The following is a 13,033-nucleotide window of genomic DNA, read 5'->3' as shown; positions in this document are numbered from 1 at the left end:
TCGTGTGTAGTGCGGTATTTATCGCGAATGGGTTGCCAGTTATTGCGTTATATAATTTAATGCATATCGTTTTTACTCCTCTATTCAGATGGTATCCCATGTTAACTTTCCGCTCTTTTGTGCTGGTATGCGCCAGCATGTTGTTTGCGTTTTCTGCTCAGGCCGACCGTACGATCACCGATCAGCTTGGTCGTCAGGTCACGATCCCTGACCATGTGGACAAAGTCGTCGTGCTGCAACACCAGACGTTGAATATTCTGGTCCAGCTCAATGCCCAGCAGGACATTGTTGGCGTTATGTCGAGCTGGAAAAAACAGCTCGGGCCTGAATTTGCGCGCTTTATGCCGACGATTACTACATTGCCGACGCCGGGTGATCTCACCAGCGTGAACATCGAAAGCCTGCTGGCAATTCATCCACAGGTGGTGTTTGTCGCCAACTATGCGCCCGCGGAGATGATCCAGCAGATTCAGAACGCCGGTATTCCGGTCGTGGCTATCTCATTGCGCAAAGATGCCGGCGGGCAACAGAATAAAATGAACCCGACTATGGCCGATGAAGAGCAGGTCTACAACGAAGGGTTGAAGCAGGGTATTCGCCTGATTGCGGATGTCGTGGGGCGTAAACCGCAGGCTGAAACGTTAATCGACTACGTTTTTGCGGCACGAGCAAAATTCAATGCGCCGGTCGCAAACATCCCGGATGCGCAAAAAGTCCGTATTTATATGGCTAACCCCGACCTGATGACTTACGGCTCCGGGAAGTACACAGGACTGATGATGCAGCACGCGGGGGGATTAAACGTGGCGGCTGCCAGTGTGAAAGGGGCCCGTCAGGTTGCGCTGGAGCAGGTATTAGCGTGGAACCCGCAGGTGATTTTTGTCCAGGATCGCTATCCGCAGGTGGTAACTCAGATCCAAAACGATCCGAACTGGCAGGGGATTGATGCGGTGAAAAATCATCGTGTCTGGTTGATGCCTGAATACGCCAAAGCCTGGGGCTATCCGATGCCGGAGGCGTTGGCGATCGGTGAACTGTGGATGGCCAAAAAACTGTATCCGGATGCCTATAAAGATGTGGACGTTGATGCGCAGGCGCAAGATTACTATCAGCGTTTTTATCGTGTGAACTGGCAGTCTGATGCAGCTAAGTAACCGTTTTTTGCCCCAGCAACCGCTCTTAATCGTTATGGTCCTGTTGCTGGGCGTCAGTTCGCTATGCCTCGGACAATATCCGCTGTCGTTAAGCGAGGTGTTTTACCACCTGACGCACTATAGCGACGTTGGGGGAATAGCCAGCCAGGTGATCTGGACGGTCAGATTACCGCGTATTCTGATGGCACTGCTGGCGGGGGGCGCGCTGGGGTTATGCGGGGCGACGTTGCAAGGAGTATTTCATAATCCGCTGGTCGACCCGCATATTATCGGTGTGACGTCGGGGGCGGCCTTTGGAGGAACGCTGGCCATCCTGCTCGGTCTTTCACCCTTGCTGATGATGGGGTCAACGTTTTTCTTCGGTCTGACGGCATTGATCCTGGTGTATGTCATTGCTGCGTTACAGGGGCTGGAGAATACGCTGGTGTTGATCCTGTCAGGTATCATTTTGAGCGGCTTTTTTGCCGCGCTGGTGAGCCTGATCCAATATCAGGCTGATACCGAAGAGACGTTACCTAATATTGTGTTCTGGCTGCTGGGCAGCTTCGCGACGGCCAACTGGAATAAAGTACTGCTATTGGCGGTTCCGGTCGGTATCGCCGCGACGGTTTTGTTCCAGCTACGCTGGCGGATAAACCTGTTATCGCTCAATGACAAAGATGCCAGAGCACTGGGTGTGGCGGTAGTTCCTCTGCGACGCAGCGTTTTGGTGTGCTGCGCATTTTTGGTCGCCGCTCAGGTGGCGGTCAGCGGCAGTATTGCCTGGGTTGGGTTGGTTATTCCGCATCTGGCGCGTTTGCTGGTGGGCGTTGATCATCGTCGTCTACTGCCGTGTGCCTTCTGGTTGGGGGGCGGTTTTATGATTGTCGTGGATGATATTGCCCGCACCCTGATGCACGCGGAGATACCGCTGGGGATCATCACCGCATTGTTCGGTGCGCCGTTGTTTGCTTTCTTGCTCATTCGTACCAACTGTCGGGAGAATTCATGATACCTGCCGCACTGCGCGTAAATCAGCTTTCTTATGGGTATCGCGCGCCGCTATTTGAGCCGCTAACGTTCTGTTGCCAGAAAGGTGATATCTGGGCCGTGCTTGGACGTAACGGTCTGGGTAAAAGTACGCTGCTTGATACGCTAACCGGCACGCTGCCTGCTTTAGGCGGGAGTATTGAAAATAACGGTGGGATAGGAATTGTGGCACAGCATAGCCATCTACCGTTTCCTTATACGGTCAGCGACGTGGTATTGATGGGGCGGGCACAGCACGTGAAGCTTTTTGCGCAACCCAGCCAGCAGGATCAACAAAGAGCAATGCAGGCATTAGAGCAGTTGAGTATTGCGCATCTTGCCTCCAGCTCATTTGGCTCACTTTCTGGCGGGCAGCAACAGTTAGTGATGATTGCCCGGGCTCTGGTGACTGAGTGTCAAACGTTGTTACTTGATGAACCGTGTTCCGCGCTGGATCTCGCCAATCAGCAGGTGGTGCTCCAGCTCATCAGCGATTTGGCCCATCAACAGGGATGCAGCATTCTCTTTTCGACCCACGATCCGCTTCATGCGTTACAGGTTGCTTCCCATACTTTGCTGCTACTCCCTGAAGGTAAATGGCGGGCAGGGCCAACGGACAGCATTGTGACCGAAGAGAATCTGTTTCTGGCCTATGGCTTACCGCTGCGAAAACTTAGCGTGGAGAATCACCCTACGCCATTTATCGCACCGTTGTTTTCTATTCGTCGTTAAGCGGTAAGAATCCTGCGGCGGTAAGGAACGCCTGACCGCTGCGGGAAAGTATGAATTCAACCAGCGCCATGACTTCTTTGGAGGCTTCAAGCACCGCCAGTTGGTATTCGCAGCGAATATTGTGCTCGTCCGGAATAGCCACGTAATGTACGTCGGTCATCGCGTGCAGCGCGTGTGCGTAATGCGCGTAACCGATAAACAGATCGGCCAGCCCCTGGCGCAGGATCCAGGCGCTCGCCAGTTCTCCTTGCGGGATTTTTATCGTATCACGGCCACCAACCAGTGGGATAGCGCGCGCCCGAAGTTGCCGCCCGAGTCCTGGTTCCAGTACATCCATATTGTCGAAAAATGCCCAGGTATAGTCTCCGGAAGGGTCGCAGCCGGGCGTTGATGTACCTGGTCGCAGCGTTGGGTCGCGGAGTAAATCCAGCCAGGTTCCGATTCGGTTGCTGACAAGGCTCAGTTTGTTCCAGCAAAAGGTGTGCGTTGAGACGGCTTTATTACGTACCAGCAGGTTTTGCGGATGTTCCCGGTTGGCGGAGGCAAAGAGCGCACACGGTTCACCCGTTTCAATACGCTCGCGCAGTAAACCGGCCGGACCATATTCAATCTTGACGTCTATTCCACTCATGCGCGTTAACTGGCTTATCAGCGGGGTAAATGCTGGGCGTAAACTGCCCGCGGCGAACAGGAGGATGGAAGAGGGCATGGTATCCGGGCTCTGACGAAAGACATTATACGAAGAATATGAATGATACGCGTTGAGCATGGAATTTAGAATGATTTAACGCATTGCTATTGTAGCAACGTAGGAAATGATAAAACCGAAGATAAAACGATAGTTTTGAAGGGAAATAGCACCAAATCGAAGAGATGATTTGGTGCGTCCGAGTGGACTCGAACCACCGACCCCCACCATGTCAAGGTGGTGCTCTAACCAACTGAGCTACGGACGCAAGATGGTGCGTTCAATTGGACTCGAACCAACGACCCCCACCATGTCAAGGTGGTGCTCTAACCAACTGAGCTATGAACGCAACGTTGTAGGTGACAACGGGGACGAATATTAGCGGCACAGACCGAATGAGGCAAGAGGGAAATGGCATTTTTCTTCCTGATCTCACGCGATTGCAGAGTAATTAAGCAAGTTGATTATATTTTGTTGATTTTGCAGCGTGTTTTTTATTCATGCAGCAGGCAGGGGCATAATGGGAACGGTTTGAATGACATGAGCACTCAGTCTTTTAGCGTTGCAAGGATCGTGGCTTCTATTTTCTCTTGAGTCGTGTAGGGGGCAAAACGCTTAAGCGGCTTACCGTCGCGCCCGATCAGGAATTTAGTGAAGTTCCACTTGATCCACCCAGCACGCCGGGTAATTCATCTTTCAGGAAACGAAACACTGGATGCGTCCCAGCGCCGTTGACGTCCACTTTCTCAAACATCGGGAAGCTCACACCGTAGTCGATGTGACAGGTTTGTGCGATTTCATCGGCTCCACCAGGTTCCTGTTTACCGAACTGGTTGCAGGGGAAACCCAGCACCACCAGACCCTGTGCGGCGTACTTCTTATCGAGCACTTCGAGGCCTGCTATTGTGGCGTGAATCCACAATGACTGGCGGTATTAACCACCAGCACCAGTTTGCCAGCGTAATCGGCCATCGAGATGGGTTGGCCATTGAGACTGGTGGCAGTAAGTTGATGAAAGGTGGTCATACCGGAATCCTCAATTAAGTTCACATTACTCATATTGCCTGCGGGTTATAGGCTTCGCTTAGTGACTTTTTATTATGGTAGCAACCGTAAGATTAATAAAATGACTAAGTTGAGAGGAATTGCTCCGCCATCAAACTCACATTTAATCTGCCGTGGCAGAGTTAAAAAATCCACGCCAGGCGTGGATTTTAAGAGGGCGTGGGAAGCAGGAGTTAGCGCTCGTTTTTTGCCATTAACAGCGCCAGGTCGACGAGCCGATTGGAGAATCCCCATTCGTTATCGTACCAGGCGAGAATTTTGACCATATTGCCACCAATTACCAACGTTGACAGGCCGTCGATAATGGATGAACGCGGGTCACCCTGGTAGTCGCTTGAAACGAGCGGTTCATCGCTATAGCCCAGGATCCCTTTCAGCGGCCCCGTCGCGGCGGCGTTACGAAATGCATTATTGACTTCTTCTTCCGTTACATCCCGCTCAAGCGTGACGGTCAGGTCGACAATTGACACTACCGGAACTGGTACGCGCAGCGAATAACCGGTTAAGCGACCATCCAGCTCAGGGATGACTTTGCCAAGCGCCTTTGCAGCACCGCTTGAGTAGGGCACTATCGACAATGCAGCGGCGCGGGCGCCACGAAGATCTTTTTCCGGTTGGTCGTGCAGCGCCTGGCTGTTGGTGTAGGCATGGGTGGTGTTCATCAGACCATGCTTAATACCGAAATGTTGGTGCAAAACCTGCGCGGCAGGTGCCAGACCGTTGGTGGTGCAGCTACCGTTGCTGACGACAAAGTGTTTATCCGCCGAGTAGAGATGATCGTTAACGCCCATCACGATGGTTAAATCATCGTTTTTACCTGGAGCAGAGATAATTACGCGCTTTGCGCCACCGCTGTGGATATGTACTGCCGCCTTGTCTCGTTCAGTGAAGAAGCCGGTTGCTTCAATGACAATATCGACTTCACGTTGACGCCAGGGGATTTTGGCTGGGTCGCGTTCGCTAAAAACAGTAATGGAATTACCGTTAACGACCAGTTGCCCCTCACTGGCGGCGACGTCGGCATCGAGTTTACCCAGCAGCGAATCGTATTTCAGCAGGTGCGCCAATGTTTTACTGTCAGTCAGATCGTTGATTGCCACAATCTGAATATCCGAGTTACCCAGTGCAGCACGCAGTACGTTACGTCCGATACGGCCAAAACCGTTAATACCGACCTTTACCATGATCAACTCCTTATCTGTTGTCTCTGGCATAAATTTAGGCCGATCACTGCTTGGCGTAAACGACAAAAAAGGATCACTTTAGGCCATTTTACGACAATGAAAACGCTGGCGATATTCGCCCGGGGTCAGGTGAAGCTGTTTTTCGAATAGTCGTCGCAGGTTGATGCTGCTGCCGAATCCCGTTTGTTCGGCAATACGCTCCAGCGTCTCGTTGGTCAGCTCCAGACGCTGCCGGGCTGCGGCCAGACGAGCTTCAGCTACATAGCGCGCCGGTGAAGCTCCTGTTTCCCGGGTAAACACGCGGGTGAAATTACGTGGACTCATGGCGACTTTTTCCGCCAGTTTATCCACGCTGAGGTCGGCGGTGAGGTTCTCAAGCAGCCAGACCAGCAGATCGTTAATCGGGCCCAGAGTACTGGTATGCTGAAGGTTGTAGCGGCTAAACTGCAGCTGGCCCCCAGGACGGCGCAGGTACATGACGAAGTCTTGAGCGACGTCGCGTGCCAGACTGAAACCATAATCCTCTTCAACCAGCGCTAGCGTTAGATCAAAGCCGGAGCTCACGCCACCCGATGTCCAGATGTGTTCGTCCTGAATATAAAGCGGACCGCTTTCGACGCGCACCTGAGGGAATTCTGCCTGCATGGTTTCAAGTAGTTTCCAGTGGGTGGTGGCTCGTCTGCCGTCCAGCAGCCCGGTTTGTGCCAGCAGCATCGCACCGCCGCAAATGGATGCAATGCGGCGGGCATGGGGAGCGGCAAGGCGCAGCCAGTCAACCACAGCAATTCCTTCCTGCGGATTTTGACCTCTGCCGGTGATAATGATGGTATCGAGAGGTTCGCGAGGATCTATCTCATGCAGGCGATGATCTGCCAGTAGGTTCAGGCCGGACTGACCATGGATCACCTGATGTGGTTGCGTTGTGGCTAACTGAACCTGATAACAGGTTTCCGTAGCGCTTTTGGGATGCAGGCGGTTGGCCTGCATCATGATGTCGGCAATACCGGCGGATTCAAACAGCATGCCGCCATCGGGAACAATGATGAGTATCTTCTTCATGTCCTGAAAAGTAGTCTTTTTACAAAATAAGTCAACAGACATGTGTTGCGGGATACTATTCTTGTCCCAATATTACAAATAAATCAGGCTGATTGTGGCCTCGCCCTGTAACTCAGTCTCATCCTGTAAGCTCAGGCCATCGGAGGCAATAGCGGCAGAGATCCTGAGGGGGATTGTCAACTGACGAATTGCCACGGGATTATTTTTCGCATCCACCGGAGTCAGTCTCATGATGCCTGAAATCAGTGTTAGTGCTGTCCCGGCTGATTGCCACATGCTCCGTTCTTGTTCCCCCGTCTGATACCCCCATGACGCGATATCGCCTTCCACGGCGCTCTCCCCGGCTAATGCGGTTATCAGGTAGCCACCAATCGGTTTTTGACCTGAGGTAACACCCAGTCCAAAGAGGGTGTCAGATGAATGCCGACCAGATGTCTTATCATCGTGAGAGTCAATTATCAGGTTACGGACCCGGGTTTCCGCTTTTTCATCATTGACCATCCATGCCACCTGTCGCAGGCTCTCGCACTGTATATGCAAGCCGATAACACGTGGCGTCAACAGATAGGGAGATGAAGAACGGATCGATGAGAGACTCAGCGTACCGTAATCCACAGTGCCGCCATTATCCAGCGATACCCGGCATGCCGCCGGGATCATTTCAGCTGAAAAGCTCACATCCACCGTATTTTCCGCATACGCCTTCGTAATCAACAGGCAAAATATCCCCCCGGCACAACAAAGCCACCGATGTATCCGGCTTTTAATAAGCGAAATCAGGCGCATCTTTCCTGTAACACTTGACTGGTGGTATATAACACGCTGAAAAATTTCCTTGAACCAAAATGAAATCATCGAGTTATTCTCTCTCTGGTACGGTCATACGTAATGACAATGTTGACGCCTGCTGATCTGAAACCTGAAAGCTGCGGGCCTGTACACGGGGAATAACCGTAAGCAGGAAAGTGGCCGACATCCCGTTCACGGGCTGATGATGCTGCTGGAGCTCAACTGTGTCTCCGTTGAGAACAGCAATAGGGGTCTGCGACCGTGATTCAGACGATTTATTAAGCTCGTGGTGAATAACGAACTGGCTGCTCTTATTATCGACAAACGCTTCACTGAACATCACCGTTGCCCGTCCCTCCTCACCGAAACTGAAGTCGAGTCCTCGACGGTCATTGTCATCAAACCGGATGTGTATGGGTTGAGGAACATCACACCGCACCTGTACCTGTACCAGGCGGGCGGGCAACTGCTGCCATTGTACCTGCCCGGTGGGCTCAGTATCCTGAAACCGGACTTTGCCGTATTCGTGGCGCAACTGGCTGGCAATAATATTGCACTGCGCTTGAACGACCGGACTGACAATAAAATAGATGCCGCAACATAATGATATTAAACGAATCATTCGCATACTCCCGTTAACTCTTCATATAAACCATCCTGAGGTGGTGTTGGGGGCAGGGAATACTGTAGCTGGCACATGGGGCTACCGTTGTCATCCCCCACAAAGAACGACTCACCGGGCTGCAGGTTGCTAAAGAAAACCAGGCCTTTTTCCAGAGAATTCGTCACGTACTGCCCATCGCTGTCTACGATCCCTTTTCCTTTAGACAGAAGCTTTCCGTTAGTACGTCTGACTGTCATGAGTACCCTGCGGGTGTCTGATACCCTGAATTGTGTGAATGCGACGGCTCCTCGCGAAACGGTAAGCTCCGCGGCACCATTGGTTAAGTCGACATGTCTGGGCAACGTTTTAACATCAATATTGAGACGAGAGGGCTGCCACGGTGTTAAGCCGGGAACCAGCGCTTTGCCGCGATAATCAGTCCAGACAGGGCCCTGCGGGGTAGATACTTTGATCCCGGAAAGCGGAGAATTTAATGAAAGCGCGCCGTATGATTCCTGAATCGCATAAGGTGAAAAAAGTATCCCTTCCTGATTAACGGAAATCCCACCGCTTAGCGAACCGCCATACCCCCAATAATTGGCGGTCTGGCTGGCATACCCACTCATCTGGGCATAATGCAAATTCTGCCCAAAACTGCCGCTGATGGTATTTTGGGCATTTTGCCAGTCCCGTCCTGCCGATAGCGAATATGACATATCGTCCCATTGTCCGCTGGTCTGAACATCGTTATAAGTCCGGGAGCCCTGTCGACGAAGGGACAGATTTACGCGATCGTGTCCCAGAGGCAGCCCAAGTCGGATATAAAAAACATCATCGTCACGTTGCGTACTCGTCCGGGAGCCAGAAACACGTTGCCATGTGGCCGAAAGGTTAATCTGACCATGTCCAGCCCAGCGCCAGTTTTTTGACCATGAGGCATACCATGATTTCGGTGTGGCGGCATGGTCACGCGCGGAGGAGGTCGAGTAACTCAGCGAAAACAGACCTAAATGTTCATGAGCCCAGTTACCTCCCACATTGTAGTAACTGTTCGCTGTGGAAGTCGTATGATTTACAGCGTCGCTGAGCTCACGAAATCCCGCAGATGTTGTGGTCCAGGCCGCCTGAATACTGGCGGAAGGGTTAAGCTGGTAGCGGAGACTGAGGCTTTCCTTGCTGCCCGCATGATGCGTGTACTGTTCCTGTGCCATCGTGGTTTGCAGCGACAGTGACCATGCCGGTATCGGAATAAAACTCAGGGATGCCGCCGCGGATTGATACTGTGCTGAGGCCAGAGCGCTACCGCTTAGCGTTGCCTGTCGGGAAATCCGCATTCCCTGACTTCCGGTAATGAGCCAGGGGGCCGATTCATCGCTGGCAACTGTCTCGCGCACTTTACCGAGTGCCACAGAACCATAAAGGGGAGCGTCGGCCGGAGTTTGTAAGGCCGTGACAGGTACTGAAAACGTTGTTAACTGACCATCCTGTTCCGTCACTTTCACATCCAGCGGAAACTGCGTGCTGAGCATGGAAATGTTATCTAATGAAAACGGTCCTTCAGGAACCTGTGTTGCCTCGATTAACTGTCCGTTTTGATAAACCTCAACACGAGCCTGCGCGGAACGCGCTATTCCCTGAACAGAAACGCCGCTACGAGCAGGACGCAGTGCACTATCAGGAAACAGTTGAAGCCCCGTTAATCCAGGAATGGCGAGTAGCGTCTGACGAGCGTATATCTCTCCTGCCTGAAAGGTCTGTTGTAGCGACTGAAACGTCTTCTGGACATAAGTATATAGTCGCTGAGAACGACGTGTTCCGTCACTGTACGATACCGTATGACGACTGCGAAGCAGCCAGTCATTCAGATTCAGTCCTGATTCAAATAGTCCCAGTTGATAAGTTTCGTGCTTTCCGGACTGAACTGTGGTTGACGACTGCAGATTATAATTAAGCAGCCCCGATGTGCCTCCCTGAATAATATCCTTCCGTAATAAGATGCTTTCTGGCGTCAGCGCAGATGTCGGAACTGTAATACTAATCTGATTTTTATACGGGTCTGCCGTTAACTGTGCTGCGGGATAAAGCGTCTGATAATCCAGACATCCTTGATTAAACTCATACGCAAGTCCGAGATTTCGGGATGTTTCAGGGGTTATACAGGGTTCGCCCTGCGCATTAAATCGCGTCATAAGCTGACGTTTATTGCGCCCGTTAATCACCCAACTAACAGGATATTCGCCTGGTGAAAAACGTGCGGCGTGAGAAAAATAATGACTCAGACCAGCATCCAGTCCACGGTTTTTTAATCTTCCGTCATCAAATAGTAAAGGTTCGGCGGATAACATCATACTGTAACTACCAAGTAGACCGAGAAATAAATAATATGCATACCTGTGAACAGGCAATGTTCTGATTAAATTAAAGGGCATTTATTAACCTTATAGCTATCCTTGCAGGAGCTCGGATATAAATCGTTCTGATGCGAAATAGGTTTTTATAATAAATATTCAGCGTTGAAACCTGACATCCGGTCTGGCGCTAAAGTTTCTTTCAATTTAGCGAAGCAATAAACTCCGACATCTGAACACCGTAACGGCTGACTGGAACAAAACGTACTTCGTTATCAGCCGTAAGCGAGGATGCTGATGATAAGGTTATATGCTGGCCCGGCAGTAAATACGTTCTCCCGAGGTCAAATTGTGTCTTCGACGGTAGTGTGACAAACTGCTGGGCCAGGCGGACGACATAGGGGCCTGGATTAGTAACTTTCAGCTGATTGCCTTCTTTATGCCATGTAAGTAACGTCCAGGGATCTTTTCGTTCCGGTAATCCTTCTGGATGAATAAGTACGGGTAAATTCTGACGTATGGTAATACCAATTTTGTTACTACCGGGAATTTTTGGGGGGATACCTTCGAAAATGACACGTTTAAGATGCTCAGTAATTAGCGGCTTTTCCGTTTTAAGAATAAATCGAACTTGCTGAGTCTTACCTCCTTCAACCCGGACTACCGGCTGAGTCGGCAGGAGTTTAATCGTGTCATCCTCACCGTCAACATTAATGACCTGTGTGTAAAGCAGGGAAGGGATATTGTCTGTATTGGTGACATTCATGCTGCCTCCGCTTTCCTTTTCCTGGATCAGTAAAAGGGAACTGTCAGGCTGCATTCCGGTGGCCATACTAACCTGTGGGACGCATATCAGGAAAAGTGAAAGAATGAAAAGAACTTTCCAGAAGAAAAATGGCTGACGCATTGTAGTTATTCCAGTATATTTACCGGGCCATTAGAACATGGCCCGGTAATAAACAGAGTCGATAAAATTGATTTTATCGTATTAATTTACGGGAGATTATCAGAGATAAACCAGAGAAATCGTTGCCTCACCGTCGAGATTCGTTTCATCCGTAATCTTAAGGTCTTCCCCTTTGCGAAGAACTCCTTTAATAGATAATGGAATTTTCAATTCAGAGAAAGCTGCCGGGGTTAATGTATCAGGATTTCCTAAGGTGTGTAATCTGGCCGCAACATCCACGCCGTTTACGGTGCTGCCAGAAGTCGTGCGTGACCAGTCGTCGCTGTTACCTTTACTTCCGATAAACACCAGATTGTCAGCGCTACCCGAATAAGTCATATCAGGGAACCAGTTAATAACAGTATATGCCCCCAGTCTTGCTTCACCGTCGTTCGTAAGCCCCAGACCAAATTGATTGCTGCTTGCGGGTATATCGCTGCCATCAACGGTGGCATTTTTAATCACACCATTATAAAGAGAATCTCTACGTTCATCATGAAGGGTATACGCAACAAGTCGTTCGGAATTGCATTTAATACCCATATTAATACGTTTTTCCGGCAGTTGATTGTCTTCAGTTGCAGACAGGTTCGTCATTAACATTGTTCCGTAGTCAACAATACCGGCGTTATCCAGATTGACGGCGCATGCGCCCGGCACTAATTTTCCTGTGACTTTAAGCGTGGCCGTGTCTCCACCTGCCGCAAGGACTGAGCCGGAAATAAAAGTAAGTGATAAAGCAACCAGTAGTTTATTTAATTTCATTTAAGTAATATTCCTAATTATGGATTTAAAAATACAACGCCTGTGCAGCGCCATGTTCACTTTATTCAAGTAAACATGGCGATGCGGAGCATGACTTTCTTCACGTAGCAGGTTTTAGATATTCACACCTGGTAAAAATTAGAGAAATACAAAAGCAATATGTTGTATTTAGTTTCTCTTGAAGAATATTGTCCAGTAAATGCTGTTTTTAAAAAATCAAGCTCGTTAATTAATGGTCTTAGTCATTGAATTGTTTTGGATAATGTTTCTGGCCTTGCTAAATACCTGTGAATCCTCATAGAAAACTTCACTGACAAGATGACTCAGTCTTATGTTAAAAACGTTCAGAATTCGCAGAATAAACTCTAACGTAAAAGCGCACTGCCCCCGTTCAAACCGTGATACATGCTGCTGACATATATTTAACTCAACAGCTAACTCTTCTGCGCTCATATTCATTTTTTGTCGGTTGCTACGAACGAATCGACCGATTCTGGCGTTAACGTTAGATATATTGTATTTCAAGTGCATTAGCGACTCCGTTTACTATTTGTTTATGTTGATTTATTTGTTGACATATATTTCGACCATAAAAGTATTGCAAACATCCTTTACTCTTAAAACAAGTTAATATCGATCGGTCAGTAAATCATCAATAGAATAAAGCTATCAAAACAGGTTAAACGATTGT

General features: G+C 49.9%; 12 protein-coding genes, 2 tRNA genes and 1 pseudogene. 3 read left to right on the top strand and 12 right to left on the bottom strand.

Translation table 11 applies throughout. The features are described 5' to 3' along the window. The first annotated feature begins 98 nt into the window (after positions 1–98). From GUC46_RS12805 to GUC46_RS12795, 3 genes are read left to right on the top strand one after another with little or no spacing between them, the layout of a single operon-like run. Positions 99–1,154 carry an ABC transporter substrate-binding protein gene (locus GUC46_RS12805; protein ID WP_048233656.1) on the top strand — a complete coding sequence of 352 codons (1,056 nt, stop codon included), beginning with the start codon at positions 99–101 and terminating at the stop codon, positions 1,152–1,154. Next, positions 1,141–2,145 carry an iron ABC transporter permease gene (locus GUC46_RS12800; RefSeq protein ID WP_130714691.1) on the top strand — a complete coding sequence of 335 codons (1,005 nt, stop codon included), beginning with the start codon at positions 1,141–1,143 and terminating at the stop codon, positions 2,143–2,145. The genes GUC46_RS12805 and GUC46_RS12800 overlap by 14 nt, the downstream gene beginning before the upstream one ends. Further along, positions 2,142–2,894 carry an ABC transporter ATP-binding protein gene (locus GUC46_RS12795; RefSeq protein WP_003836510.1) on the top strand — a complete coding sequence of 251 codons (753 nt, stop codon included), beginning with the start codon at positions 2,142–2,144 and terminating at the stop codon, positions 2,892–2,894. Before GUC46_RS12800 ends, GUC46_RS12795 begins: the two co-directional genes overlap by 4 nt. Here the strand turns inward: GUC46_RS12795 and GUC46_RS12790 are convergent. The 12 genes and pseudogenes from GUC46_RS12790 to GUC46_RS12735 all read right to left on the bottom strand — a co-directional run bounded on the left by GUC46_RS12790 (position 2,881) and on the right by GUC46_RS12735 (position 12,795). Beyond that, positions 2,881–3,603, bottom strand: coding sequence for a substrate-binding domain-containing protein (locus GUC46_RS12790; RefSeq protein WP_160180247.1), 723 nt, complete (start codon positions 3,601–3,603; stop codon positions 2,881–2,883). The genes GUC46_RS12795 and GUC46_RS12790 overlap by 14 nt on opposite strands. 170 nt (positions 3,604–3,773) lie before the next feature. Further along, a tRNA-Val gene (locus GUC46_RS12785) sits at positions 3,774–3,850 on the bottom strand. Between the two features lie 4 nt (positions 3,851–3,854). Then, positions 3,855–3,931 (bottom strand) — tRNA-Val (locus GUC46_RS12780). A 199-nt stretch (positions 3,932–4,130) separates the two neighbouring features. After that, positions 4,131–4,608: pseudogene (locus GUC46_RS12775) on the bottom strand (glutathione peroxidase). Between the two features lie 212 nt (positions 4,609–4,820). Then, positions 4,821–5,831: a type I glyceraldehyde-3-phosphate dehydrogenase gene (gap, locus tag GUC46_RS12770; protein ID WP_016150174.1), complete on the bottom strand. Its 1,011-nt coding sequence runs from the start codon at positions 5,829–5,831 to the stop codon at positions 4,821–4,823. A 78-nt stretch (positions 5,832–5,909) separates the two neighbouring features. Further along, complete coding sequence (locus GUC46_RS12765) at positions 5,910–6,890, bottom strand: GlxA family transcriptional regulator (protein ID WP_049002808.1); 981 nt, start codon at positions 6,888–6,890, stop codon at positions 5,910–5,912. Positions 6,891–6,962: 72 nt separating this feature from the next. Further along, positions 6,963–7,745, bottom strand: a complete 783-nt coding sequence (locus GUC46_RS12760) for a DUF1120 domain-containing protein (protein WP_032941311.1) — start codon at positions 7,743–7,745, stop codon at positions 6,963–6,965. 4 nt (positions 7,746–7,749) lie between these two features. Continuing rightward, positions 7,750–8,301, bottom strand: a complete 552-nt coding sequence (locus GUC46_RS12755; protein WP_130714690.1) for a hypothetical protein — start codon at positions 8,299–8,301, stop codon at positions 7,750–7,752. Further along, positions 8,298–10,631 (bottom strand): fimbrial biogenesis usher protein, encoded by a 2,334-nt coding sequence (locus GUC46_RS12750; RefSeq protein WP_229235663.1) that lies wholly within the window; start codon positions 10,629–10,631, stop codon positions 8,298–8,300. Before GUC46_RS12750 ends, GUC46_RS12755 begins: the two co-directional genes overlap by 4 nt. A gap of 202 nt (positions 10,632–10,833) precedes the next feature. Continuing rightward, positions 10,834–11,538, bottom strand: coding sequence for a fimbria/pilus chaperone family protein (locus tag GUC46_RS12745; protein ID WP_130714689.1), 705 nt, complete (start codon positions 11,536–11,538; stop codon positions 10,834–10,836). Positions 11,539–11,637: 99 nt separating this feature from the next. Further along, on the bottom strand, positions 11,638–12,342 hold the full coding sequence (locus GUC46_RS12740) for a DUF1120 domain-containing protein (RefSeq protein ID WP_003836491.1): 705 nt from the start codon (positions 12,340–12,342) through the stop codon (positions 11,638–11,640). 225 nt (positions 12,343–12,567) lie between these two features. Beyond that, positions 12,568–12,795, bottom strand: a complete 228-nt coding sequence (locus GUC46_RS12735; RefSeq protein WP_229235683.1) for a helix-turn-helix domain-containing protein — start codon at positions 12,793–12,795, stop codon at positions 12,568–12,570. Positions 12,796–13,033: the final 238 nt, after the last annotated feature.

This window comes from Citrobacter sp. LUTT5 (assembly GCF_009905315.1).
Taxonomy (GTDB): domain Bacteria; phylum Pseudomonadota; class Gammaproteobacteria; order Enterobacterales; family Enterobacteriaceae; genus Citrobacter; species Citrobacter freundii.
Note: the sequence above shows the minus strand (reverse complement) of the source record. Positions and strands in the feature narration are given on the sequence as shown.